Origin of the sequence: Tianweitania sp., assembly GCF_032053605.1 — a bacterium.
Taxonomy (GTDB): Bacteria; Pseudomonadota; Alphaproteobacteria; order Rhizobiales; family Rhizobiaceae; genus Tianweitania.
The window spans coordinates 32,566-56,640 of sequence record NZ_DAMBUH010000015.1 but is presented as its reverse complement, the minus strand read 5'-3'; the positions used below and the strand labels follow the sequence as shown (position 1 = coordinate 56,640).

Here is a 24,075-nt window from a genome sequence, read left to right as displayed (position 1 = left end):
CTGGCGGACTCTGCGTCCGATTTGTTCAACCGCGAACCGCTGGCGACCGCGGCTGTCGGCTTGGCCATCGGCGCGCTGATCGGCACGCTTCTGCCGCGCACGCAGACGGAAGACGAGCAGCTCGGCAAATACAGCGACAACCTGAAGGAGCAGGCGAAGAACCTGGCTTCCGAAGGCCTCGACCACGCCAAGGAAGTCGCAACCGAGACCTATGCCGCGGCCAAGTCCGAAGCTGAGAAGCAGGGCCTGAACCCGGCTGGCGTCGAAGTCGGCGACCTTCATCTGGCCGACCGTGTCAGCTCGGTGATCAAGTCGGCCGCGCGCGCCGGCGAAGAAGCCGCTCGTGACAAGCTGGGCTCGACTTCGTCGGACGAAGACAAGCCTTCGGATGACAACCAGGGTTTTGAAGGCTCGAAGCCGACGCAGGGTTCGTCGCAGTTCTAAGAACCCGCGATCGCAATTTGAAAAGGCCCGGCTGTTCGCAGCCGGGCCTTTTTGTTTTGGGGTTAGCCCATACGTTCCGACGCGTAGCTGCCGGGGCTTGCCGGGAAGACGATGGTCTTATTGCCGTTGAGGAATACGCGGCGATGGATATGGGCGTGGATGGCTCGGGCCAAAACCTGCGCTTCCACATCGCGGCCCATCGAAACATAATCCTCCGGGCTCTGCGCATGGGTTACGCGCACCGTGTCCTGCTCGATGATCGGACCTTCGTCCAGATCGGCCGTCACATAATGGCCGGTCGCGCCGATCAGCTTCACGCCGCGCTGATAGGCTTGCTTGTAGGGGTTGGCGCCCTTGAAGGACGGCAGGAAGGAATGGTGGATGTTGATGATCTTGCCGGACATTTGTCTGCACATCGTGTCCGACAGGACCTGCATGTAGCGGGCGAGCACGATCAGGTCGGTGCCGGAGCTTTCCACCAGCTCCATGATGCGGGCTTCCGCCTGCTGCTTGTTTTCCTTGGTGACCGGAATGTGGTGGAAGGGGATGTCGTGGTTCACGACGACCTTCTGGTAGTCAAGATGGTTCGACACCACGCCGACGATATCGATCGGCAGGGCGCCGATGCGCCAACGGTAAAGCAGGTCGTTCAGGCAATGGCCGAAGCGCGACACCATCAGCATGACCTTCATGCGCTTGTCGGCATCGTGGATCTCGGCATTCATGTCGAAACGCTCGACGATCGGCTGTAGGCCATGGGTGAGTTCGTCGAGGCTGACGCCTTCTTCCGACACGACGCTGATGCGTACGAAGAAGCGGCCGGTATCAAGATCGTCGAACTGCGAGGCGTCGATGATGTTGCAGCCTTTTTCGGCAAGGTAGCCGGACAGCGCCGCAACGATGCCGCGTGTGGATTTGCACGTGACCGTTAGGATGAACTTCGTTGCAGGCATTGATGCAGCTTTCGACATTGGAACCCTCCCCTTGGCCGGCCGTCTAGGATTTCGCTGAAGTTTACCGCAACGGCTCGTCAGAAATCGACGTCCCCTGATAATCCAGCGTCTTCCCGGTGCAAGGGCTTTCTGTGATGCGAAAAGATGGGCATGCCGAGATCTGAGCCCACCGCTTTCCGGCTTGGGCGGTTGGCGGCCTTGCTTTATAGAAGGACCATGCAGACCATCACCGCACGCCCCGTTTCCACCCACTTCGTCATCATGGGCGTGGCGGGATCGGGCAAGACCTTTATCGGGCAGATGCTTGCCGCGAAGCTCGATGCCGACTTCATCGATGGTGACGACCTGCATCCGCAGGGCAACATCGACAAGATGGCGCAGGGCATCCCCCTGACAGACGAGGACCGCGCACCGTGGCTGCAGGCTGTCGGCGAAACGCTGCATGGGCATGCGCAGCGGCTGATCGTCGGTTGCTCGGCCTTGAAGCGAAGCTACCGCGATCAAATTCGGGCCGCTGCCGGGCGGCCGGTGACGTTTCTTTATCTTGACGGTTCGCGGGCTTTGATCGCCGAGCGGATGGGCAAGCGCGAACGGCACTTCATGCCGCTGTCACTGCTCGACAGCCAGTTCGCGGCCTTGCAGGTGCCCGAGTTCGACGAAGATGCGATCACCGTTTCGATCGATGCCGAGCCGGTTGCCGTGGTGGACGCGCTGGTGAAAGCGATTGAGGGTGGCGCAGAGCCTGCCGTCGCCTGAGATCAAGCTGCCGCGCTTGCCTGCAGCGGCCTGACCATCGGCGTATAGGCCTCGATTGCGGTTCGGGGCGACGTTTCACCCAGAAGCTCCAGCAGCGTGGATCGCGCGCGGTTAAGTCGGCTTTTGATCGTGCCAATGGCGCAATTGCAGATGCGGGCGGATTCCTCATAGGAAATGCCAAGCACGCCGATCAGGATCAGCACTTCGCGCTGTTGCGATGGCAGAGCGTTGATCGCGACCTCGATTTCGGTACCGCGAATGGTCCATTCCTGTGTGGCTTCCGCTGTCGGCAGCGACGAAACGCAATCTGCCCCACCCGGCGCTTCGCGCTTGCGCAGCTTGGCGCGCGTGTAGAACGTGTTGCGCATGATGGTGAAGAGCCAAGACTTGAGACGCGTTCCCGGCTGGAACTGGCGGATGTTGGCAATGCCTTTCATCAGCGTTTCCTGCACGAGATCGTCGGCATCGGAGGGCTCTGGACAGAAGGTTCGTGCAAAGGCCCGCAAGGCCGGGATCAGCGCGACCATTTCAGCCGACGCCTGCGGCATCGCAGAGGATGCCAGCTCCTGCACCGCAGAAGTGTCAGCTCTCTCGATCGTCAGATGGTCGGTTGCGTCCAAGCTCACTGATCACTCCACTCCCGAGACAAGGTGTAGGATTTCACAGGCAGACGCAATCCGCGAGCACATAAGTTAAGGGCAACGCAATAAATGCTGCGCGTTCCGCTGAACGCACTCCAGCCGCCGCCCAAGCGATCGGCTGTCGGCTAACATATGACAGATGAGACACTTCTAATACGCTGAAATCAAAGGAACTTTCCGCTGAGCTCTCGGTTGCACAGGACACCCAACACGAGGCAAGCCCATGCATATGACATCGAACCGGTTCGCAGCCGTCGCCCTGCTCGCGGCCAGCGTTATCTTCCCGCCCGCAGCGTTTGCTGCAGACCCCTCTCCGGAAATGAAGGCCGTGCTCGACAAGCTGACCGATCTCGAGGTCAAGCCGATCCATACGCTGTCTGTGCCGGATGCCCGCAGCCAGGCGACGCCTGCTGATGCCGCCAAGGCTGTGCAGCTGGAAAAGAGAATTCCGTCTGCGCCGGAATCCAAGGTCCTCACCAAGGACATCAGCATTCCCACGAAAAACGGCGCGCTTGCCGCCCGCGTTTACACGCCGGATGGTGCCGCCAAGGAAGCCTTGCCAGTGGTCGTGTATTTCCACGGCGGCGGCTGGGTCATTGCCGACATCAACGTCTATGACGCAACGCCGCGCGCGCTCGCTGCCGGTGCCAATGCGATCGTGATCTCGGTTGAATATCGCCACGCCCCGGAAAACAAGTTCCCGGCAGCGCATGAAGATGCCTGGAACGCTTACACCTGGGCGGTCGAGAATGTTCACACGCTGAACGGCGACGCCAAGCGCATCGCGGTTGCAGGCGAAAGTGCTGGCGGCAACCTTGCTGCCAATGTCGCGCTGATGGCCAAGAAGAACGAGACCACCCAGCCCGTTCACCAGTTGCTGGTCTACCCGGTGGCCGGCAACGACATGAACACCGAGTCCTACAAGGAAAACGCGGAAGCCAAGCCGCTCGGCAAGGCGGATATGGAATGGTTCGTGAAGAACGTGTTCCCGTCCATGGATGAAACCAAGGACGAGCGTTTGAACCTGGTTGGCCGCACCGACCTCAAGGGTTTGCCATCGGCAACCGTGATCACCGCCGAAATCGACCCACTGCGTTCCGAAGGCCAGGCCTATGCCGCCAAGCTGAAGGAAGCCGGTGTCGAGGTGAATGCCAAGACCTATCCCGGCGTGACGCATGAGTTCTTCGGCATGGCCAAGGTCGTACCATCAGCCAAGGAAGCCACGGATCTCGCCGTTGCCGACCTGAAGGCTGCTTTCGCCAAGACCAAGTAACTGTCCCTTAAAAGGAACCAGACCCATGAAACAGGTCCTCAGTGCCGTTGCCATCAGCCTTCTTCTCGCCTCCTCCGCGATGGCGCAGGAAAAGGCTGGCGATCCAGACAAGGCTGCTGCGGCGATGAAGGTGGAAACGCCGAAATTCGTCGAGATGGTCGCCAGCTCGAACATGTTTGAGATCGAGTCCAGCAAGCTTGCCGAGCAGAAGTCCAAGGACGAAGACATCCAGGCCTTCGCCAAGCATATGATCAAGGATCACACCAAGGCTGGCGAAGATCTGAAGGCAGCGGGACAGACCCCGCCAATGAAGTATGCTCCCAAGCATGCCGCGATGATGAAGCTGTTGGAAAATGCCGAAGGCAAGGACTTCGACGCGCTTTACATCGACATGCAGACGCAGGCGCATATGGAAGCCGTGATGCTATTCCGCACCTATGCAGGTTCGGGTGACGACGAGAAAGTCGTCGCCTTTGCAAAGAACACTTTGCCTGCACTTGAGATGCACATGGATCATATCAAGAAGATCGTCGCCAAGAAGTAAGTGTGTGACATCAATGAACGGCCCGCATATCAAGCGCGGGCCGTTTTGTTCTTGAGACTGGAAAGCTTGAATATCGACTGTTTCGGCAACGACTTCTTAGGTCGTTCGCGCCGACACTGTTCCCCGCAAGATCTGCCGGGACTTGATTTATGCCACATCCTTCCACGCAAATGCGTATGCCGCGCCTCGATGGCGGAACCGTCGATGAGCATCTGCGTCTGGCGGCCCTGCAAAGCTACGACATTCTCGACACGCCGCGCGAAGAAGCCTTCGACCGGGTGGTGCGGCTGGTGCGCAACATCTTCGATGTGCCGATCGCCTTTATCTCGATGATTGCCGCCGACCGGCAGTGGACGAAAGCCTGCATCGGCCTGCCCGACAACAATCTTGACCGCAAGGTCACCTTCTGTCGCCTGGTGCTGCAAAGCGGCGAGCCAGTTGTCATTCCCGACCTCAGCGAAGATGACAGGCTGAAGGACAATCCCTTCGTGACTGGTCCGGCGCATATGCGTTTTTATGCCGGCATTCCCTTGCGCACGCTGGAAGGCTTTACCCTCGGCACGCTTTGCGCGATCGACAACAAGCCGCGATCGTTCACGCCAACCAACCTTGAGGTGCTGACCGACCTGGCCGCCATCGTCATGCATGAGCTCGAACTGCGCCGCACCGCCGAAATCGATGTGCTCACCAAGGTCCTGACGCGGCGCGCCTTCAACGGCCAGGCCAAGCAGGTGCTGGCGCTGATGGACCGACAGGATCGCCCCTCCTCCATCATCATGCTCGATATCGACCGCTTCAAATCGATCAACGACACCTATGGCCACGCAACAGGCGACCGCGTTCTGTCCGAGGTCGCCGGTATCTGCCAGGCACAAATCCGCTCGACCGACCTGATCGGCCGGCTGGGCGGCGAGGAGTTCGCCATTCTCCTGCCCGGCAGCGAAGGGAAAGACGCTCTGCGGATCGCCGAGAAGATCCGCAAGGCGATTGCTGCGGCCAGGATCGACGTTGGCAATGTGGCGCTGTCGGCGACGTCCAGCTTCGGCATTGCGACGGTGGAACCAGAGGCGAAAGAGCTGAATGCCCTGCTCGGCCTTGCCGATGCCGGCCTTTACATGGCCAAATCGCGCGGGCGCAATTGCGTTGTCAATCTTCAGGCCGAGATGAAGATGGACCAACAGAAACAAGATTGATCGTTCTTCTTTTTCGAACGATCAATCGCCGAACCGTGACCTAGCGTGAACGATACGGCGTAGGCATCTTACGATCATGCAGCGGCAACACAGCCGCGTCCTGCAATGGGAGCAAGATCCTCGATGCCCACCCCTGTCACCTCATCTTCCACACCGCTGCGGATCGGTAAGGTCACGCTGACGGTGAACGATCTCGCAGGGGTCAGCGCCTTTTACCAGAGCGTGTTGGGCCTTGCTCTTGTGGATCAAACGGATGGGGTTGCGCGGCTTGGTGTCGGCGATAGCGTCTTTCTGGAATTGGTAGGCGATCCTTCAGCGCCCCGCTCGTCGGCTCGTGACGCCGGTCTGTTTCACACCGCCTTCCTGCTTCCGACCCGCGCCGATCTCGGCAGTTGGATCGATTATCTCGCCCGCAACCGCTTCTCCATCCAGGGCGCATCCGACCATGCGGTGAGCGAAGCCCTTTATCTTGCCGATCCGGAAGGCAACGGCATCGAAGTCTATGCCGACCGCCCCTCTTCCGAATGGCCTTATGCCAGTGGCAAGCTCGGTATGACCACGGAGCGGCTCGACATCGAAAACCTGCGCGCTGCGGCGGCGGGACTGGAGTGGCAGGCCGCACCGGCGGGATCGATAATCGGGCATGTGCATCTGCAGGTTGGCGCCACGCCTGAGGCCGATGCCTTCTACGCCGATGCGCTCGGCCTCGACATCACCGCGCGCTATCCCGGCGCGAGCTTCTATAGCTCGGGCGGCTATCATCATCACCTCGCCGGCAACATCTGGAACAGCCGCAATGCGGCCAAGCGCGTGCCCGGCTCCACTGGTCTGCGCGAGGTCGAACTTCTGGCCGCCGATGCCGAGACTTACGACAAGACGGCTGCCCGGCTCGAAGAAGCGGGCATCGCTTTGCACCAGCAAACGAGCGGCATCCGGGTCGAAGACCCTTGGGGCACATCGCTTAGCCTGAGCCAGAAGGAGATTTGATCATGCTGGTTGACGGCAAGTGGACGGAAGACTGGCAACCGGTCCAGGCCAAGGATGCCAAAGGCGGCTTCGTTCGCCAAACGTCGAGCTTCCGCAACTGGGTGACGCCCGATGGCAGCGCCGGCCCGACCGGCGAAGGCGGCTTCAAGGCGGAAGCCGGCCGCTACCATCTTTATGTCGCGCTGATCTGCCCCTGGGCCTCGCGCACGCTGATCGGCCGCAGCCTGAAGGGGCTGGAAGATGCGATCTCATTGTCGATCGTGGAGCCGGTGCTGACCGACCAAGGCTGGCGCTTCGGCTCCTATCCCGGCGCGACCGAGGATGCGGTCAACGGCGCGACCTATATGCACGAGCATTATACGCGCGCCGATCCGCATTTCACCGGCCGCGCGACGGTGCCGGTGTTGTGGGACAAGCAGCGCGGCACGGTCGTCAACAACGAATCCGCCGACATCCTGCGCATGCTCAACAGCGGCTTCGGCGATCTGGCGGATGAGACGTTCGACTTCTATCCCGAAGCCTTGCGCGGCGAGATCGAAGCACTGAACGCCGAGATCTATCCCAAGCTGAACAATGGCGTCTACCGCGCCGGCTTCGCCACCACGCAGCTCGCTTACGAGGAGGCGTTCAACGATGTCTTTGCCATGCTGGAAACGCTGGAAAGCCGGCTAAGTGACGGCCGGCGCTTCCTCGTTGGCGAAACACTGACGGAAGCCGATATCCGGCTGTTGGTGACGCTGGTGCGGTTCGATGCCGCTTATTACGGGCTGTTCAAGACGAACCTCAAGCGCATTGCCGATTACCCATATCTGTATGGTTATCTCGATACCATGCTGGCGGTGCCTGGCGTGCGCGAGACAGTCGATATCGACCACATCAAGCAAGGCTATTACTCGATCAAGGCGCTGAACCCGAACGGCATCGTTCCGGTCGGCCCGGAGCTGCCGGGATTGTGTCCGGTGAAGCTGCCGCTTGCGGCGGCTGCCTGAGCACCGCTCCTAGCAAAAAGACCCGCGCCGTTTGCGACGCGGGCCTTTATCGTTCGTGTAAACTCAGTTTGATCAGAAGCTCAGGCTGAACTTGGCCTTCACGGCGTTCTGGGTGAAGTCCGAGCCGAACTGGCCGCCATACTGCACGCCAAGCGTGGCGTTCTTGCTTAGGGTGAAGTCGATGCCGGCTTCAACGAGCGCGGTGTCTTCTACAACTGCTGCACCCGTGACATCGAACGCGCCGCCGCCGGCGAAGGCGACATTGGTGTTCGGCGTGGTGTCGCCATAAGCGTGCTGCCAGCCGATCAGCCCGCGAGCCTGTGCGGCCACGCTGCCGAGGTTGAACGGAGCCGAAGCGCGCAGACCCAACGTGGTGAAGGTCGTGTCCATCGAACCGTCCTCGATCGACAGGGCAGCCGCTCCGCCGCGTTCCGAGAAGCCGTCCGTATCCAAGCTGACATAAGCCAGGTTGGCGAAGGGCTCGAGCGCGGCCTGGCCGACATCGAAGCGATGCGACAGTTCACCAAAGGCCTGGAACGTGCCGGCATCATAGTCGCCCGACAAGCCGTCGCTGAAGCCGGGGAAGGCAACCGAGCGGCTGGTTTCCACGGAATGCCAGCTGTAGCCGATGCCGGCGCGCAACGCGGTTCTATTCCACTCACCGCCGCCGTAAACGCCGAGATGGTAGTTGTCGCTGTCGGCCGACGAGCGGAGACCGTCCACGTCGAAGGAGGAGCGGCTGTAGCCGGCCATCAGGCCCAGGCGCCAGGTCTCGGACAGCGCACCGTCGAAGCCCGTGAAGAAGCCGCCGGTGGACTGTTCGAGTTCAGCCGTTTCGCTGGTGGATTTGGTTGTGCTCCACACGCCGAAGGCTTGCGTCCAGAGAGCCGGACCGGCAGCGCCAGCCGGCTGCACGGCTTGGGCGCCGTCCGCATAGGACATCACCGGCATATCGGCCGAAGCCGAACCCGCGAAGGCAGAGCGGATGCGCTCATTGGCAGCGTTGCGCAAGGCAGCACTGTCGTTGATCAGTGCCGTTTTGGTGGACGCATGCACTTCGCCCGACAGCGCATCGAAGGACGCACGTGCGGCCTCTTCGCCGTTCTGCCAAACAACCGCATCATAGAGCGCATTGCCGCCACCGAGCGCTTCCACCGCAGCCGCGACGGCACGCTGGTTGGCAGTCTCGCCAACGGCGGGGAACGCGACGTCGTTGCGCTGAACATCAAGCGTCACGCGGGTTGGATCGTAGGTGAAGCCGAGATCGATGAAGGGCAGGTTCTGGTTGAGTGCCGCAAAGCGCCCATCCACACCGCCGGCCGCCGTCAGGATCTCGTAAGAGCGGCCAGGCGTGTAGGTGCCCGGTGCCTTCTGAACGAAGACGTTGGCGCCGTCGATCTGCGCGGAACCGGTGGCATTGATCCGGTCGCTGGCACCCGACGGGTCGATCTCGACCTGGTAGGTCGAACCGGCCTGCAGGGTGAGATCGCCGGCAACGTTGAGCGTGCCGATCGAATTGCCAGGCGACACGGTTGCGCCTGATGCGACGGTGAGGCCGCCGAGTGTGCCGCTGCCGGCAAGGATCGCACCGTTGGACAGTGCAACATTGCCCAGGATGGACGCGCCGGCATGGTCGGCATCGCCGACGATCAGCCCACCGTTCTGCACCGTGGTGCCGCCGGTGTAGGTGTTGACGCCGTTGAGGGTGAGCCAGCCCTGGCCGGTCTTGGTCAGGCTGCCTTCGCCTTCGATGCTGCCATCAAAGCGGGTGTTGATCGATTGATTAAGCGTCAGCGAAGCATCCCCCAGCGCAACCGTGCCGCCCAGACCCGACAGAGATGCCGCCGTCAGATCGAAGCCGTTGAGGTCGAGCTGACCGCCGTTGACCGCATAGTCCATGTTGTTGGACAGAGCGCCTGCGACGCCCGCACGCAGGATGCCGGCTTCCACCATCGTGCCGCCGAGATAGCTGTTGGCGGCATCCAGCGTCAAAGCACCGGCGCCTGATTTGGTCAGGCTGCCCTGCCCGCTGATCGCCCGCTTCACCGACACGTCATTGCCGGCATCCGCTACGTCGATGATGCCCGCAGCGTCGAGCTTCACTTCGCGGTCGAGGCTGATCATCGTCGTACCGGCGATCCGCAATCCGCCATTGGCCAGGCGCAGATCGGCATCGACGCCGCCCAGTGCAGCATCCTCGTCCACGATCAGCGTGCCGCCATCGGTGACCAGCGTTTCGCCGATGAAGGAATGGTCGTCGATGCAGTAATCCTGCACGGCTTTAGCAAACCGCGCATCGGTGCCGGCGCAATCCAGCAGCGTCTTCTTCTCGTCCAGCGTCAGACCAGCGAGGATCGGATTACCGTTCTCGTCCGCGATCTGGCCAAGGTACACGTCCTTGCGCATGTTGTTGCGCGTCAGGAAGAACGCCTTGTTGCGGCCGTCGAAGTCATAAGCGCCCTCGCCCCAAACGAGGCGCGTCTTGGCAGCGGCGCCGGAGGCATAGGTTTCCAGCTTCGGTCCGATCCAGCGGAATTCGTGCGCAACAGCGTCGTGGTCGGAGACGGGGCGAGCTGGATCCTCGTTGGAGTAAAGATCACGCAAGGTGCCGAGCGACTTGTCCGCCGGATCATCGGCAATGACGTACCACTTGCCGAACGGGCGCGCCGCCAGGAAGTGGTCGATCTTTACACGATCCCAGCTCGGCCAAACACTGCCTGTTGCGTCTTCACCTGCCGAGGGCCATGTCACACTGCCATCGTTCAAAGTATGGGGTGCGAATGGTTCGCGCTGGGAGTCGGTTTGAAGAAGCATAAACTGCTTTTTCAGGACGTTCATTGTCACCGGCGTGTTGCTAGCGACTGGGTAGGTTTCTGGCGTGAGGCCGATGTCCTTGCCCTGATTGTAAGCGCCTTCCAGCGCGTTCGCCCATTGCTTCCAGGTCAGCTTATTGATGTCCTGACCCGGGAAAGCATCTTGAATGACCCTAAGCGATTGCGCTCGGTTGCCGGCATCGAGATATTGGTTGGACAGTGATGCGTACAATGAATTGCCGTCGGCGCTCTTCATCGTGCGCAGCTGTTGCACGACCCGATGCAGCCCGCGTTCTGAAACGTCACCGGCATTGAAGTCGCCTGATATGATCAACGGCGCAGCGACCTGCTTGGCCCAGGCATTGAGCGCCTTCGCTTCTCTCAGCCGAGACGCTGAGCCATCGGAGTAATCCATGTGGATGCTGCCGATAGTAGTTTGTGGCCGGGTGCCGACTGCGTTGACTGTCGTGAAAGGTACGTTCCTGCCTTGGCTGGTGAAATCCTGCGCTTGGAAGTGCCCGAGCGTTCCCGGAAGACGCGTCAGGATGGCCGCGCTGCCTTCACGGCGGCCCACATAGGTGCCTCGTCCAGCATCCTTCAGGATTTCCGGAATGCGCGTCATGTAGGAGTCCTTGGCCTCCTGAAACATGATGGCGTCGTAGTTGCCGTCGACGATGAAGCCGGCCATCGGCGTCGGATCGCTTTCGAAGCGATTCCAGATGTTCAGGTTGAGCAGGCGAAGCGTGTCGCCCTTCGGTGCTTCCTGCGCCAGCGCCCCCGCGCCAAACGCCAGCAGCATCGCGCCAGCTGTTGTTGCCTTGAGTGCCGCGAGCGTGCGGCCTCTCGCCCTTGTGGTAGCCATGATGTAGAACCCCCGAGTGATGTAGAAAACCAGCTGTGAAAATGTTGGTTTTCGAACATTAGTGGGGATGTATGTCAGTTACGCTACAGCTGAGCTCACCTATGGTAAAGGTTTTGCTGCGATCATTGATGCTGGCTCTGATGACCAGTCTTGAACACAAACAATGAGTGTTTCAGACGCGGGCCCGGAAGCGGCGAACAAGAAGGCGCGGCGGCAGGCTTCCTTGCTGCGGGAGATCGAGCAGCGGCACTACGTTTCGATCGAGGAGATCACACGGCGCTATTCCGTCACGACGCAAACGGCGCGGCGCGATATCATGGCGCTGGAAGAACGAGGCAAGGTGCGGCGCCTGCATGGCGGCGTGGCGCTTGCTGTCCCGCTTGATCCCGGAACCTACCGGCAGCGGCGGACTGATCAGGCAGCGGAGAAGACACGGATTGCTGCGGTTGTCGCGAGCCTCATCCCCGATGGCGCAACGCTGTTCCTTGATACCGGAACGACCTGCGAGGCGATTGCGCGGGCGCTGGTGGCCAAGGAACGGCTGCGGATCGTCACCTATAGTCTGCGCGTCGCAGCCTTGATCAGCGAGCATTCCGATTTTACGCTGGCCATCCCCGGTGGCTTCGTGCGGCCGATCGATGGCGGCGTTTCGGGCGAGGACACGGCCGACTTCATCCGGCGCTTCAAGTTCAATTATGCCGTGCTTTCGGTGAGCGGCATCGATGATGACGGTGATCTCTGCGACGATGATCATACGGAGGTCGCGATCGTGTCGGCGGCGATGAAACAGGCGGCGCAGTGCATTCTGGCGGTCGACAACAGCAAATTCGGCAAGGGCGCTCTGGTGCGGCTCGGCTCCATGCGTGACATCGACATCCTCGTCACTGATCGCGCGCCCCCGCGGTCGCTGGCTGAGCGCCTGCCCGACCTCGGCGTCGCTCTGCACCTTCCGCAGAAGGCGAGTGCCTGAGCCGTCAGGTCACGCGACGCTTTTCCAGCTTCCGCGCCAGCGTGCGGCGGTGCATGCCGAGGCGGCGAGCGGTTTCGGAAATGTTGAAGCCGGTATCCACTAGGGTTTCGTGGATACGCTCCCATTCCAGGTTCTTCAGCGAGGTCGGACGTTCGGTTAGCGGAACGGCGGTGTCGCCGTCGACGCGCCCAAAGGCTTCCTCGATGTCGTCGGTGTTGGCGGGCTTGGCGAGGTAGTGCCGTGCGCCGAGCTTGATGGCTTCGACCGCCGTTGCGATGCTCGCAAAGCCGGTGAGAACGACGATACGGGTGTCAGTGTCCTGTTCGTGCAGGGCTTGCACGCATTCGAGGCCGGAGCCGCCGACAAGCTTGAGATCAACCACGGCATAATCCGGCGCGAAGTCCGTCAACAGATCGCGCAAAGCGGGCACGGAATCGCATAGCCGCACCGTATAGCCGCGGCGCTCGAAGGAGCGTTTCAAGGCGCGGGCGAAGCTGGCATCGTCTTCCACGATCACGAGCGAGCGGTCAGTGGCCATTGCCGCTCCCCTTTACCGACAAGGAGGACAGAGGCAGTTCCAGCGTTACACTGGCGCCGCCTTCGGAGCGGTTGCGTGCCGATACGGTGCCGCCGAGTTTGCGCACGACATTGACCACCAAAAACAGGCCCAGGCCGCCGCCGGGGCGGCCCTTGCTGGAGCGGTAGGGACGGCCGATCTCGGCCAGCATTTCCTGCGAGAAGCCCTTGCCGACATCGGTGACGGTGAGCTGCAGATTGTCGCCTTGGCGCGCCGTTACGACCTTCATCCAGCTGGGCGATTCTTCATGCGCGTTGTCGAGCACGTTGAAGATAACCTGCTTCAAGGACAGGTCGGACACGATCGCTGCGTCGGGCGTGAAGCCGTTCTGAAAAACCAGATGACGCGGGGATCGGCTGGCGCGCCATTCGGCAACGAGATCGTCGAAGAAGCCAGTGACGGTGGTGCGCACCATTCCCTCGCCGCGCGCTTCGCCCGAGGACATCAGGATGCCGGATACGATGGCCTTGCAGCGGGCGAGCTGGCTCTGCATTTCGGTGATTTCTTCAGTGAGTTCCGGTTCTCGGGCGAACAACGGCATACGCTTCCAGTCGTTCAGGATCACCGACAAAGTCGCTAGCGGCGTGCCGAGTTCGTGCGCGGCACCCGAGGCCAGCAGGCCCATGCGCACGATGTGATGCTCTTCCGCCGATTGCTGGCGCAGGTCGGCCAAGCGGGCGTCACGCGCGCGCAAATTGCTGCTGGCGCGGATCAGGAAGAGAACGACGAGCCCCGCGGTCAATACGAAGCAGAAGAACATGCCCTGGATATGCAGCTGCAGCAGGCCGCCTTCGTGGAGATGCGGCAAAGCGAGCGGCTGGAAGAACAGCGACAGAAGGATGAAGCAAAGCGCCGTCAGCGCCACCAGCGCCCAGCTCGACCACGGCTGAAGCAGCACAGCGCCGAGCGTGACCTGCAAGAGATAGAGCGAGATGAAGGGGTTGGTCGCGCCGCCACTGAGATAAAGCTGCGCGGTCAGCGTCGCGACATCGAGCAGAAGCTGGATGAAAAGTTCAGTGTTGGTCAGCGCCGATTGGCTGCGGGCGCGCAGCAGGCTGAACACGTTGAGCGCCACAAGCGCCAGAAGGATCAGCGCCATCGGCAGGAAGGGCAGATCAACGCCCAGGCCGAAGCCTACGAACAGGATGGTGATGATCTGTCCGCACACCGCCAGCCAACGCAGCTGCACCAGCAAAAGAAGGTTGTTCTTGTTTGTGGCGTCGTGGCTCAGCGTCGGGCTCCAGGCGAGGCGGAGACGATCGTACCACAGCTTGTGTTGCCGTTCCGATCCCCGCATCAAGCTGAACGCGCCCGGCGCGCGCGTTGTTCGTCCCGCAAGAGATAAAAAGCGGCCACCAGCATCAACAGCGCCAAGCCGAACCATGTCAGCGCGTATACAAGATGGGTGTTGTTGAAGCGCAGCACCGTCAGCCCACCGACCGGCGCATCCGGTAACGGCACGGCCTGTGCGTCCACGAAGAAGGGAGCGGCGTTGTCGAACCCGCGCGCTTGTGCGATCGCCGCGACATCGCGCGAAAACCAGCGATTGCCAGTGGGATCGTTGCTGCGCAGGAAGCCGCCGCCGGGCTCGCTGATGCGCAGCAGGCCGGTGACGGTCGTTTCACCGGCGATCTGGCCTTGCGGGCGGGAGGACGGATCGCGCTTGTTTGGCGGCACGAAGCCGCGATTGACGAGGACGGTGGTCGTTCCATCGGTCTGGAACGGCGTCAGCACCCAGAAACCGCCACCGCGTTCGGTCACCGCCTGCACCAGCGTTTCGCGGTCGTTCAAATAGCGGCCGGTCAGGGACACGCGCCGGTACTCATCGTCACCGGTATTGATCCCCGGCCATTCAGCTGGGCCCGGTGCGGGCACGGGTTCGGCATGAACCCGCGCTTCCACGCGCTCGATCAGGTCGAGCTTCCATGCGCGGCGCTCGATCTGCCAGACGCCCAACGCGCAGAAGCCGGCGAACAGGAGAGCAGCCAGGCCGAGCAGCAGGCCGACCACCCATGGCCGGCGTGCGGGTCGCTCCTCATTGGCCCTGCTGGTCAGGACTTCCCCCTGGTGCCGGGTTCGAGGTCTGAGGGCCCTGCCCGTCCATCTCCATGCCCGGCATCATGTTGGTGTTGAGGTGGTACATGACCCAAAGCGAGCCGGCGAGCACGATCACCACGATGATGAGCGTGAAGAACAGCGCCATCAAACTCCAGCCGGCTTCCGACTTGGCGTTCATATGAAGGAAGAAAATCATATGAACGACGATCTGCACCACGGCTGCTGCCATGACGATGAAGATCGTCCAGTTCTTGTCGAGCGTGCCATGCATGACGAGCCAGAACGGAATGGCCGTGAGAATGACGGACAGCACGAAGCCCGTGATGTAGCTCGCATAGCTGCCGTGGTTCTGGCCTTCGTCGTGAAGGTCTTCGGCATTGTCCTGCGCGTGCTTCTCAGCCGTCTTGGTCTGGCTGCCGGCGCCATGCGTGGCGGTGTGGGCGTGCTGGCTCAACGGAGCATCCCCATCAGGTAAACGAAGGTGAAGACGCCGATCCAGATGACGTCGAGGAAGTGCCAAAACATCGACAGGCACATCAGCCGGCGACGATTGGCGGGGATGAGGCCATGCATGCTGACCTGCACCATCAGCGTCACCAGCCAGATGATGCCGAAGGTGACATGCAGGCCGTGCGTGCCCACCAGCGTGAAGAAGGCCGACAGGAAGGCGCTGCGCTGCGGCGTCGCGCCGATCTCGATCAGATGGTGGAACTCGTAGAGTTCGATGCCGAGGAAGCACAGGCCGAACACGCCGGTGATCGCCAGCCAAAGCTGCGTGGCGCGCACATTGCCCTTGTCCATCTGCAGCATGGCAAAGCCATAGGTGATGGACGAAAACAGCAGCATCGCCGTGTTGATCGCGACCAGTTCGAGTTCGAACAGGTCCTGCGGGCCTGGGCCGGCCGCATAGCTCGTGCCGAGCACGCCATAAATGGCGAACAGGATCGCGAAGATGAGGCAATCGCTCATCAGGTAGACCCAGAAGCCGAGCGCGGTGCTAGAGCCTTCGGCGTGTTCGTGCTCGTCGGCGAGGTAGAATACGACTTCGTCCGAGTTGGTGGCCGCGTTGTCGGCGGTATTCACTGCGCTTGCCATGGTCAGTGTCCTGCCACTGTTGCCAGCAGCTTGCTACGCGAGGCTTCCGTCGCGGCGACCGTTTCCGCAGGGATGTGGAAGTCCCGGTGATAGTTGAAGGTATGGGCAATCGCGATCGCCAGGATGCCGACGAAGGAGAGCGCAGCCAACCACCACATGTACCAGATCAGGCCGAAGGCGAGTGCGACGCTGAGCCCTGCAATGAACACGCCCGTGCCGGTGCTGCTCGGCATGTGGATGGCTCGGTAGCCTTCCAGCGGACGCTTGTAGCCGCGCTTCTTCATGTCGGCGAAGGCGTCATTGTCGTGGATCACCGGCGTGAAGGCGAAGTTGTAGTCCGGCGGCGGCGATGCGGTCGCCCATTCCAGGGTACGGCCGTTCCAAGGATCGCCGGTGGTGTCGCGGAGCTGGTCGCGGCGCAATACGCTGACGGCGATCTGGACCAGGAAGCAGGCGATGCCGCAGGCAACGAGGAAGGCGCCGAAGGCCGCGATCTGGAACCAGATCTGCAAGGACGGATCCTCGAACACGCGCAGGCGACGCGTCACGCCCATGAAGCCGAGCACATAAAGCGGCGTAAAGGCGACCCAGAAGCCGACAACCCAGAACCAGAAGGACAGCGTGCCCCAGAACGTGTCGAGCTTGAAGCCGAACGCCTTCGGGAACCAGTAGTTGATCCCGGCAAACAGGCCGAACAGCACGCCGCCGATGATGACGTTGTGGAAATGCGCCACCAGGAACAGGGAGTTGTGCAGCACGAAGTCGGCCGGCGGGATCGCCAGCATGACGCCGGTCATGCCGCCGATTACGAAGGTCAGCATGAAGGCAACCGTCCACATCATCGGCAGTTCGAAGCGAATGCGGCCGCGATACATCGTGAACAGCCAGTTGAAGATCTTCGCGCCCGTCGGGATCGAGATGATCATCGTGGTGATGCCGAAGAAGGAGTTGACGCTGGCGCCCGAACCCATCGTGAAGAAGTGGTGCAGCCACACGAGGTAAGACAGGATGGTGATGACCACCGTCGCGTAAACCATGGACGTGTAGCCGAACAGGCGCTTGCCAGAGAAGGTCGAGACCACTTCGGAGAAGATGCCGAAGGCCGGCAGCACGAGGATGTAGACTTCCGGGTGGCCCCAGATCCAGATCAGGTTCACGTACATCATCGGGTTGCCGCCGAAGTCGTTCGTGAAGAAGTTGGTGCCGACATAGCGGTCGAGGCTAAGCAGCACGAGCACGGCCGTCAAAACCGGGAAGGTCGCCACGATCAGCACGTTGGTGCAGAGCGAGGTCCAGGTGAAGACCGGAATCTTCATCATGGTCATGCCGGGCGCGCGCATCTTGACGATGGTGACGAGCAGGTTGATGCCCGACAGCGTCGTGCCGACGCCCGCGACCTGAAGGCCCCAGATGTAGTAATCGACGCCGACGCCGGGGCTATACTGGATGCCCGACAGCGGCGGGTAAGCCAGCCAGCCGGTTTGCGCGAACTCGCCGACGAACAGCGAGATCATGATGATGATCGCGCCGGCTGCCGTCATCCAGAACGAGAAATTGTTCAGGAAGGGGAAGGACACGTCGCGCGCGCCGATCTGCAACGGCACGACGAAGTTCATCAGGCCGGTGACCAGCGGCATGGCCACGAAGAAGATCATGATCACGCCGTGGGCGGTGAAGATCTGATCGTAGTGATGCGCGTTGAGGTAGCCTTCGGAACCGTTGAAGGCGAGAGCCTGCTGCAGGCGCATCATGATCGCATCGGCAAAGCCGCGCAGAAGCATGACGATGCCAAGCACCATATACATGATGCCGATCTTCTTGTGGTCGACCGAGGTGAACCACTCGCGCCACAGGAAGCCCCAAAGGCGGTAGCGATGCAGTGCGTAGATGAGGCCGAGGCCGCCCAGCGCCACCACGATGAAGGTGACGATCAGGATCGGTTCGTGGATCGGGAACGACTCGAAAGTGAGCCGGCCGAAGATGGCAGTCAGGAGAGGAGATGATTCAGGCATGATGGCTTCAGCTGTTCGACGGCCGCAAGGAGCCGAATGTCTGTGAAAGCGACGGGTTGACCGAGCCGGTGCCGGGCCGCGGCAGGCTCATTCCGCGCAGCGGCGTGCGGTCGACGATGGAGGCCGGCTTGGAGGGATCGGCCTGGCCGGCTGCGAGCGCTTCCTCGATGGTGCAGATATTGGCGACGAAAGTCGGTTCCGAGCCAAAGATCGAGCCGCGGCGGGCATCCTTGTCGTAGGTCAGCGGCAAGAGGTTGTTGAGACCGGCAAGGCCGGTGCCGCCCTTGGCATCGATCATGGCCATTTCGCTCATGCACATCTTGCCGGGCTCGACGCAGAAGTTGCGGATGGCATTGAACAGAAGCGGATCGACGGTGGCGAAATAGTGCACCGGCACGTTTTCGCTCGGGCGCTCCAGCTCAAGATAGTCCGGCCGCTGCAACGCACCGCCTTCGGCCTTCGCCTTTGCAATCCAGTTATCGAAACCAGCTTGGTCGAGGCCATGGAATCGGAAGCGCATGCCCGAGAAACCGTGGCCGCTGTAATTGGCGGAAAAGCCCTCGTAATCACCGGGATTGTTGATCACGGCATGAAGCTTCGTTTCCATGCCGGGCATGGCGTAGATCATGCCGGCCAGCGCCGGGACATAGAAGGAGTTCATCACCGATGACGAGGTGATGCGGAACTGGATCGGACGATCAACCGGCGCTGCCAGTTCGTTGACGGAAGCAATGCCGTATTCGGGATAGATAAAGAGCCACTTCCAGTCGAGCGCGACGACATTCACTTCCAGCGGCTTGGTATCGGCAGCCACGGGACGCGCGGCATCAATCCGGTCAAGCGGACGGTAGGGGTCGAGCAGATGCGTGCCCATCCAGGTCACTGCGCCCAGACAGATGATGATCAGCAGCGGAATGGCCCAGATCACCAGTTCGAGCTGGGTCGAGTGATCCCAATCCGGATCATAGGGCGCGTCGGTGTTGGACGCGCGATACCGCATGGCAAACACCACGGTCAGGACCATCACCGGAATGATGATGATCAGCATCAGCACCACGGAAATGATGATCAGGTCGCGTTGCTGCGCGGCGATATCACCCGACGGCGACATGACCACGAAGTTACAGCCGCCCAACAGAAGAAGGGCAGGCAGAATGGCAAAGGAGATCAACCGGCGAAGGAATGGAGGCATAAGCGGCACACTTGCTTTTCTGCTCGTCACCTAGCTTTATCACGGATAGATCCACATTGGACAATTTGCCCAATGCCGAAGTGGCGCATTGCGCTGCAAAACGGCACACTTGCGAACCGGAGCCGCTTTGACGGGCCAATCGCAGCACTCTCGAAGTCTGACGGTACGAAGACCATGATTCACCCGACTGCCACTGCCGAACGTGATGCCCGGCTCATCAATGCCCGTCACGAAGATGTGAATCCCAACGACATCGCTGTTGGCGTCGTGATCGGCCGCACCTCGGAGTCCTTCGACTTCTTTGTTTATGCGATCGCGTCCGTGATCGTGTTCCCGAAGCTGTTTTTCCCCTTCGTCGATCCGCTGATGGGGACGCTTTATTCCTTTGCCATTTTCGCTCTGGGCTTTATCGCTCGCCCGATCGGCACCATGATCTTCACAGTGGTTGACCGCATCTACGGCAAGGGCGTGAAGCTGACGATCGCGCTGTTCGGCCTCGGCACCTCTACCGTCGCGGTAGCTTTCATTCCCGGTTATGAGACGATCGGTGTGGCATCCATCTGGGCTTTGACGCTGTTTCGTATCGGCCAGGGGCTGTTTCTCGCCGGAACGTGGGACGGCCTTGCCTCGCTACTCGCCTTGAACGCGCCGGAAAAGCGCGGCGGCTGGTATGCGATGGTGCCGCAGCTCGGCGCCCCGATCGGGCTTCTGGTTGCCAGCGCGCTGTTCGCCTTCTTTGTCGGCAATCTCGGGGCAGAGGACTTCTACGACTGGGGCTGGCGTTATCCCTTCTATGTCGCTTTCGCCATCAACGTCGTGGCGCTGTTTGCACGCCTGCGTATCGTGTCGACGCCGGAATACACGCATCTGTTTGAAACGCGCGAGCTTCAGCCTTCGCCGGTATTCGACACGCTGCGCTCGCAGGGCGCCGCCATCATTCTCGGCGGCTTCGCACCTTTGGCGAGCTTTGCGCTTTTCCACATGGTGACGGTGTTTCCGCTGTCGTACGTATTTCTTTACACGGATGAAGGCCCTGCCCGCTTCCTGATCATCGAGGGCGTCGGCGCGGTGTTCGGCATCGCCTCTGTTGTTCTGTCCGGTTATCTCGCTGATCGGCTTGGCCGCCGTACGCTGCTTGCAGGCTCGGCCGTCGCGATCGCAGCCTTCAGCGGGTTCGCGCCGCAGCTTCTTGATGCCGGTCCGGCAGGTGAAACCGTCTTCATGATCACCGGCTTCATCCTGCTTGGCCTGTCGTTCGGGCAATCTTCGGGCGCGCTCGCAAGCCACTTCCAGAAAGGCTATCGCTACACCGCGTCGGCTTTGACCTCGGATCTGGCCTGGTTGTTCGGCGCCGGCTTCGCACCGCTTGCCGGCCTGCTGCTTGCCGCCAATTTTGGCCTGATCGCGGCCGGCGGTTATCTTCTATCGGGTGCCGTGGTCACACTGCTCGCGCTGTATTTCAGCCGCTGGGAAAAGTAAGGCGGGAGAGGCCATCGTGGATTGCGGCAGCATTTTCGCTGCCGCCAGGTGACCGCTTCACGAACGCTGCTTCGCATCAGCGATCCACATGTAAGTTGCCGGCTGCAAAGAGGATCGAGGCTTGCTTTTTGCGCTGAACATCCCTTGCAAGACCCACGACGGCTTCTACTTTACGTTGGGTAAAAGCGGGAACACAAACCGTTCTACTCGAAAACTCTACTTGCCTATACCTCTGTGCCCGCGTAATCCCTCCCTATTGCTATAAGGAGCTTGATTTGATGGCGAATGATGTAGAGGAACTCGACAATAGTAGTTTGGCCGAGCTTACGGCGGACATTGTTTCGGCCTATGTTTCGAAGAATGCGGTGCGGTCCAACGACCTGCCGATCCTGATCAGCGAAGTTCATGCAGCCCTTGCCGGCCTGCGCAACGAGCAGAAGGCCCCCGAGCCGGTGGAAGCGCCGAAGCCAGCCGTGCCGATCAAGAAGTCGATCACGCCGGACTATCTGATCAGCCTGGAAAACGGCCAAAAATTCCGCTCGCTGAAGCGTCACTTGATGACCAGCTACGGCATGACGCCGGACGATTACCGCAGCAAGTGGGGTCTGCCGGCCGATTATCCGATGGTTGCGCCCAACTACGCCGCGCAGCGTTCGGAACTCGCCAAGAGCCTCGGTCTCGGCCGCAAGGCTGGTGAAGAAGCGGAGGCGCAGCCTGAGCCGGAACCCGCACCCACCCCAAAGAAGCGCGGTCGCAAGCCGAAGGCGACGGCCACTGAATCATCCGACGCGTGATTCAAGTATTTCTTCTATTCGATATGAATATAGCGGGCTTGACCCGCTATATTCATATTAGAGCCCTGCCTGCTTATTGCGTGGTGGATGGGCTTTGTGACTGACCATTCTGCAGATTGAGCTGCGCCGGGTCGCTGTTTGGCTCGTTGGGTGCTGGGATGTTTGGCGCATTCGGCTGATCGATGATGCTTTGCGGGGGCGTCACCGCCGGGGCCGGCGTCCGCTCGATCCCTTCCGTGCCCGTCGTGGCAGACGTGCCATTCGCGTTTGGAGTGCCTGCCGTTCCGTTTGAACTGGCAGCGCCGGTCGAGCGGTTGATCTGGCTGCTGGAATTTGCGTTAGGGCTGTTTGGCGTGACCGGCGAACCGGGTGCCGGCCTGGTATTGCCAACGCCGCCGCTGCTGCTACTACCGCTTGAGCCGCTGCCGCCGCCGATGGTGGCACCGCCTACCGATCCGCTGCCGCCAACCGTGCCGCTGCCGCCGATCGATCCACCGCCCACCTGGGCGCTGGCAACCGCAGTCGATAGGACCAGCGCGGACGCCGTCGCGACAGTAATTTGCTTGAAAGACATCTTCTTGAAAGACATGGGTCTTTCCTTTCTTTGGGGATACAACGACCCAACGATCAAATCCCCTGCTTGTTTCCCCCTCCCCGCAAAGTGATTGGCGCATGAGGCCTGCGGCAAGATAGCTGTGCGCAGTGTTCCGGCACGCGTTTACCAACGCCTGCAAAACGAGCAATGGGGCTTTTCAAATCGATTTTCCCGCTGTTTATATGCGGGCTCGAGGGCTGCACTGGGATGCAAGCTCCAACCACTTCAGGGGAGTGCGTAATGTTGAAAAAAATGACCTTTGCGGCCGCGCTGGCGACTGCAACGATCCTAAGCGGAGCGGCGAGCGCAAAGACGTTCGTTTTCTGCTCGGAAGGATCGCCGGAAGGCTTCGATCCGGGCCTTTACACCGCCGGCACCACGTTCGATGCGGCAGCACACACGGTCTATAACCGCCTTCTCGAATTCAAGAAGGGCACGACCGAGACCGAGCCGGGCCTGGCCGAGAGCTATGAAACCTCCGCGGACGGCCTTGAATACACGTTCAAGCTGCGTTCGGGCGTCAAGTTCCAGACCACAGACTACTTCACGCCGACCCGCGATCTGAACGCCGACGACGTGATCTTCTCCTACGATCGCCAGATGAACAAGGACAATCCCTGGAACCAGTACATCGCTGGCGGTTCCTGGGAGTATTTTGCCGGCATGGGCTTCCCTGATCTGATCGCTTCGATCGAGAAGGTCGACGACATGACGGTGAAGTTCAAGCTCAAGCGCAAGGAAGCACCGTTCCTTGCTAATGTGGCGATGCCTTTCGCCTCGATCATGTCCAAGGAATATGCCGACAAGCTCGAAGCTGCCGGAACCAAGGAAAAGCTGAACCAGCAGCCGCTGGGCACCGGCCCGTTCCAATTCGTCGCGTATCAGCAGGACGCCGCGATCCGCTACAAGGCCAATCCGGATTACTGGGGTGGCAAGCAGAAGATCGACGATCTCGTTTTCGCGATCACCACGGATGCGGCCGTTCGCTACCAGAAGCTGCAGGCCGGCGAATGCCACCTGATGCCTTATCCGAACGCTGCCGACGTGCAGGCGATGAAGTCGAACCCGGCTCTGACCGTTCAGGAGCAGGAAGGCCTCAACATCGCTTATGTCGCGTTCAACACGACGCAGGCGCCGTTCGACAAGGTTGAAGTGCGCAAGGCGCTTTCGATGGCCGTGAACAAGCAGGCGATCGTCGATGCCGTGTTCCAGGGCGCGGCAACGCCGGCCAAGAACCCGATCCCGCCGACGATGTGGTCCTATAACGACGCCGTCAAGGACGACACCTACGATCCGGAAGCCGCCAAGAAGATGCTGGAAGATGCCGGCGTCAAGGATCTGTCGATGAAGGTCTGGGCGATGCCGGTTGCACGTCCTTACATGCTGAACGCGCGGCGCGCGGCCGAGCTGATGCAGTCGGACTTCGCCAAGGTCGGCGTGAATGTCGAGATCGTGTCCTATGAATGGGCCGAGTATCTCGAGCGCTCGAAGGCCAAGGACCGCGACGGTGCGGTTATCCTCGGCTGGACCGGCGACAATGGCGATCCGGACAACTTCCTCGACACCCTGCTCGGCTGTGACGCCATCGGCGGCAACAACCGCGCGCAGTGGTGCAACAAGGAGTTCGACGATCTGGTCACCAAGGCCAAGGAAAGCTCCGACCAGGCCGAGCGCACCAAGCTCTACGAACAGGCTCAGGTGATCTTCAAGAAGGAAGCACCCTGGATCACGGTCGACCACTCCCTGTCCGTCGTCCCGATGCGCAAGGAAGTCACCGGCTTCGTGCAGAGCCCGCTCGGCGACTTCGCCTTTGACGGCGTCGATCTGGCGGAATAAGCACGTCTGACT

General features: G+C 61.0%; 21 protein-coding genes and 1 pseudogene. 11 read left to right on the top strand and 11 right to left on the bottom strand.

Annotated features, from left to right (window positions below):
- Nucleotides 1-444: pseudogene (locus tag RTX98_RS05905) on the top strand (hypothetical protein); the annotation flags it as partial.
- 62 nt (nt 445-506) lie between these two features.
- On the opposite strand, the gene purU reads toward RTX98_RS05905, so the two are convergent.
- Nucleotides 507-1,397, bottom strand: coding sequence for a formyltetrahydrofolate deformylase (purU, locus tag RTX98_RS05900; protein WP_312795254.1), 891 nt, complete (start codon nt 1,395-1,397; stop codon nt 507-509).
- 216 nt (nt 1,398-1,613) lie between these two features.
- On the opposite strand from purU, the gene RTX98_RS05895 reads away from it, so the two are divergent.
- Nucleotides 1,614-2,153: a gluconokinase gene (locus RTX98_RS05895; RefSeq protein WP_312795242.1), complete on the top strand. Its 540-nt coding sequence runs from the start codon at nt 1,614-1,616 to the stop codon at nt 2,151-2,153.
- Between the two features lie 2 nt (nt 2,154-2,155).
- On the opposite strand, the gene RTX98_RS05890 is transcribed toward RTX98_RS05895, so the two are convergent.
- Nucleotides 2,156-2,680, bottom strand: coding sequence for a sigma-70 family RNA polymerase sigma factor (locus RTX98_RS05890; RefSeq protein WP_312795253.1), 525 nt, complete (start codon nt 2,678-2,680; stop codon nt 2,156-2,158).
- A gap of 337 nt (nt 2,681-3,017) precedes the next feature.
- On the opposite strand from RTX98_RS05890, the gene RTX98_RS05885 reads away from it, so the two are divergent.
- The 5 genes from RTX98_RS05885 (at nt 3,018) to RTX98_RS05865 (ending at nt 7,780) form a co-directional block, all read left to right on the top strand.
- Nucleotides 3,018-4,067: an alpha/beta hydrolase gene (locus RTX98_RS05885; protein WP_312795241.1), complete on the top strand. Its 1,050-nt coding sequence runs from the start codon at nt 3,018-3,020 to the stop codon at nt 4,065-4,067.
- A 25-nt stretch (nt 4,068-4,092) separates the two neighbouring features.
- The gene (locus tag RTX98_RS05880; RefSeq protein WP_312795240.1) at nt 4,093-4,611 is read left to right on the top strand and encodes a DUF4142 domain-containing protein; all 519 of its coding nucleotides are present in this window, start codon (nt 4,093-4,095) and stop codon (nt 4,609-4,611) included.
- A 176-nt stretch (nt 4,612-4,787) separates the two neighbouring features.
- Entirely contained in the window at nt 4,788-5,804 is a 1,017-nt protein-coding gene (locus RTX98_RS05875) for a sensor domain-containing diguanylate cyclase (RefSeq protein WP_312795239.1), read from the top strand.
- Between the two features lie 123 nt (nt 5,805-5,927).
- Complete coding sequence (locus RTX98_RS05870; RefSeq protein WP_312795238.1) at nt 5,928-6,791, top strand: VOC family protein; 864 nt, start codon at nt 5,928-5,930, stop codon at nt 6,789-6,791.
- A 2-nt stretch (nt 6,792-6,793) separates the two neighbouring features.
- Complete coding sequence (locus tag RTX98_RS05865) at nt 6,794-7,780, top strand: glutathione S-transferase family protein (RefSeq protein ID WP_312795237.1); 987 nt, start codon at nt 6,794-6,796, stop codon at nt 7,778-7,780.
- A gap of 72 nt (nt 7,781-7,852) precedes the next feature.
- Here the strand turns inward: RTX98_RS05865 and RTX98_RS05860 are convergent, their stop codons facing one another.
- Entirely contained in the window at nt 7,853-11,455 is a 3,603-nt protein-coding gene (locus RTX98_RS05860; protein WP_312795236.1) for an autotransporter domain-containing protein, read from the bottom strand.
- A 163-nt stretch (nt 11,456-11,618) separates the two neighbouring features.
- Between RTX98_RS05860 and RTX98_RS05855 the strand changes: the two genes are divergently transcribed.
- On the top strand, nt 11,619-12,425 hold the full coding sequence (locus RTX98_RS05855) for a DeoR/GlpR family DNA-binding transcription regulator (protein WP_312795235.1): 807 nt from the start codon (nt 11,619-11,621) through the stop codon (nt 12,423-12,425).
- Between the two features lie 4 nt (nt 12,426-12,429).
- On the opposite strand, the gene RTX98_RS05850 is transcribed toward RTX98_RS05855, so the two are convergent.
- Genes RTX98_RS05850 through cyoA form a run of 7 tightly spaced genes read right to left on the bottom strand, consistent with a single transcriptional unit; the run spans nt 12,430 to nt 19,359 of the window.
- Nucleotides 12,430-12,963, bottom strand: coding sequence for a response regulator transcription factor (locus tag RTX98_RS05850; RefSeq protein WP_312795234.1), 534 nt, complete (start codon nt 12,961-12,963; stop codon nt 12,430-12,432).
- Nucleotides 12,953-14,299, bottom strand: a complete 1,347-nt coding sequence (locus RTX98_RS05845) for an ATP-binding protein (RefSeq protein ID WP_312795252.1) — start codon at nt 14,297-14,299, stop codon at nt 12,953-12,955. The genes RTX98_RS05850 and RTX98_RS05845 overlap by 11 nt, the downstream gene beginning before the upstream one ends.
- Entirely contained in the window at nt 14,299-15,012 is a 714-nt protein-coding gene (locus tag RTX98_RS05840) for an SURF1 family protein (protein WP_312795233.1), read from the bottom strand. The genes RTX98_RS05845 and RTX98_RS05840 overlap by 1 nt, the downstream gene beginning before the upstream one ends.
- 25 nt (nt 15,013-15,037) lie before the next feature.
- Entirely contained in the window at nt 15,038-15,514 is a 477-nt protein-coding gene (cyoD, locus tag RTX98_RS05835; protein ID WP_312795231.1) for a cytochrome o ubiquinol oxidase subunit IV, read from the bottom strand.
- Nucleotides 15,511-16,155 carry a cytochrome o ubiquinol oxidase subunit III gene (gene cyoC, locus RTX98_RS05830; RefSeq protein WP_312795229.1) on the bottom strand — a complete coding sequence of 215 codons (645 nt, stop codon included), beginning with the start codon at nt 16,153-16,155 and terminating at the stop codon, nt 15,511-15,513. The genes cyoD and cyoC overlap by 4 nt, the downstream gene beginning before the upstream one ends.
- Before the next feature lie 2 nt (nt 16,156-16,157).
- Nucleotides 16,158-18,167: a cytochrome o ubiquinol oxidase subunit I gene (cyoB, locus tag RTX98_RS05825; RefSeq protein WP_312795228.1), complete on the bottom strand. Its 2,010-nt coding sequence runs from the start codon at nt 18,165-18,167 to the stop codon at nt 16,158-16,160.
- Between the two features lie 7 nt (nt 18,168-18,174).
- Nucleotides 18,175-19,359 carry a ubiquinol oxidase subunit II gene (cyoA, locus tag RTX98_RS05820; RefSeq protein ID WP_312795251.1) on the bottom strand — a complete coding sequence of 395 codons (1,185 nt, stop codon included), beginning with the start codon at nt 19,357-19,359 and terminating at the stop codon, nt 18,175-18,177.
- A 174-nt stretch (nt 19,360-19,533) separates the two neighbouring features.
- On the opposite strand from cyoA, the gene RTX98_RS05815 reads away from it, so the two are divergent.
- Nucleotides 19,534-20,838 (top strand): MFS transporter, encoded by a 1,305-nt coding sequence (locus RTX98_RS05815; RefSeq protein WP_312795249.1) that lies wholly within the window; start codon nt 19,534-19,536, stop codon nt 20,836-20,838.
- 278 nt (nt 20,839-21,116) lie between these two features.
- Complete coding sequence (locus tag RTX98_RS05810) at nt 21,117-21,632, top strand: MucR family transcriptional regulator (RefSeq protein ID WP_312795227.1); 516 nt, start codon at nt 21,117-21,119, stop codon at nt 21,630-21,632.
- 73 nt (nt 21,633-21,705) lie between these two features.
- Here the strand turns inward: RTX98_RS05810 and RTX98_RS05805 are convergent, their stop codons facing one another.
- Nucleotides 21,706-22,221: a hypothetical protein gene (locus RTX98_RS05805; protein ID WP_312795226.1), complete on the bottom strand. Its 516-nt coding sequence runs from the start codon at nt 22,219-22,221 to the stop codon at nt 21,706-21,708.
- A 246-nt stretch (nt 22,222-22,467) separates the two neighbouring features.
- Here RTX98_RS05805 and RTX98_RS05800 point away from each other — a divergent pair, with 246 nt between their 5' ends.
- Complete coding sequence (locus RTX98_RS05800; protein WP_312795225.1) at nt 22,468-24,063, top strand: ABC transporter substrate-binding protein; 1,596 nt, start codon at nt 22,468-22,470, stop codon at nt 24,061-24,063.
- The last annotated feature ends 12 nt before the right edge of the window (nt 24,064-24,075 follow it).

Excerpts from the sequence above, each read along its gene's own strand:
- RTX98_RS05890 (WP_312795253.1), bottom strand. The coding sequence starts at position 2,680 with ATGGTCGCGCTGATCCCGGCCTTGCGGGCCTTTGCACGAACCTTCTGT.
- RTX98_RS05885 (WP_312795241.1), top strand. The coding sequence starts at position 3,018 with ATGCATATGACATCGAACCGGTTCGCAGCCGTCGCCCTGCTCGCGGCC.
- RTX98_RS05895 (WP_312795242.1), top strand. The coding sequence starts at position 1,614 with ATGCAGACCATCACCGCACGCCCCGTTTCCACCCACTTCGTCATCATG.
- RTX98_RS05815 (WP_312795249.1), top strand. The coding sequence starts at position 19,534 with ATGATTCACCCGACTGCCACTGCCGAACGTGATGCCCGGCTCATCAAT.
- cyoB (WP_312795228.1), bottom strand. The coding sequence starts at position 18,167 with ATGCCTGAATCATCTCCTCTCCTGACTGCCATCTTCGGCCGGCTCACT.
- RTX98_RS05855 (WP_312795235.1), top strand. The coding sequence starts at position 11,619 with ATGAGTGTTTCAGACGCGGGCCCGGAAGCGGCGAACAAGAAGGCGCGG.
- RTX98_RS05810 (WP_312795227.1), top strand. The coding sequence starts at position 21,117 with ATGGCGAATGATGTAGAGGAACTCGACAATAGTAGTTTGGCCGAGCTT.
- RTX98_RS05845 (WP_312795252.1), bottom strand. The coding sequence starts at position 14,299 with ATGCGGGGATCGGAACGGCAACACAAGCTGTGGTACGATCGTCTCCGC.
- RTX98_RS05870 (WP_312795238.1), top strand. The coding sequence starts at position 5,928 with ATGCCCACCCCTGTCACCTCATCTTCCACACCGCTGCGGATCGGTAAG.
- RTX98_RS05880 (WP_312795240.1), top strand. The coding sequence starts at position 4,093 with ATGAAACAGGTCCTCAGTGCCGTTGCCATCAGCCTTCTTCTCGCCTCC.
- cyoC (WP_312795229.1), bottom strand. The coding sequence starts at position 16,155 with ATGGCAAGCGCAGTGAATACCGCCGACAACGCGGCCACCAACTCGGAC.
- cyoA (WP_312795251.1), bottom strand. The coding sequence starts at position 19,359 with ATGCCTCCATTCCTTCGCCGGTTGATCTCCTTTGCCATTCTGCCTGCC.
- purU (WP_312795254.1), bottom strand. The coding sequence starts at position 1,397 with ATGCCTGCAACGAAGTTCATCCTAACGGTCACGTGCAAATCCACACGC.
- RTX98_RS05875 (WP_312795239.1), top strand. The coding sequence starts at position 4,788 with ATGCCGCGCCTCGATGGCGGAACCGTCGATGAGCATCTGCGTCTGGCG.
- RTX98_RS05850 (WP_312795234.1), bottom strand. The coding sequence starts at position 12,963 with ATGGCCACTGACCGCTCGCTCGTGATCGTGGAAGACGATGCCAGCTTC.
- RTX98_RS05860 (WP_312795236.1), bottom strand. The coding sequence starts at position 11,455 with ATGGCTACCACAAGGGCGAGAGGCCGCACGCTCGCGGCACTCAAGGCA.
- RTX98_RS05800 (WP_312795225.1), top strand. The coding sequence starts at position 22,468 with ATGTTGAAAAAAATGACCTTTGCGGCCGCGCTGGCGACTGCAACGATC.
- RTX98_RS05865 (WP_312795237.1), top strand. The coding sequence starts at position 6,794 with ATGCTGGTTGACGGCAAGTGGACGGAAGACTGGCAACCGGTCCAGGCC.
- RTX98_RS05805 (WP_312795226.1), bottom strand. The coding sequence starts at position 22,221 with ATGTCTTTCAAGAAGATGTCTTTCAAGCAAATTACTGTCGCGACGGCG.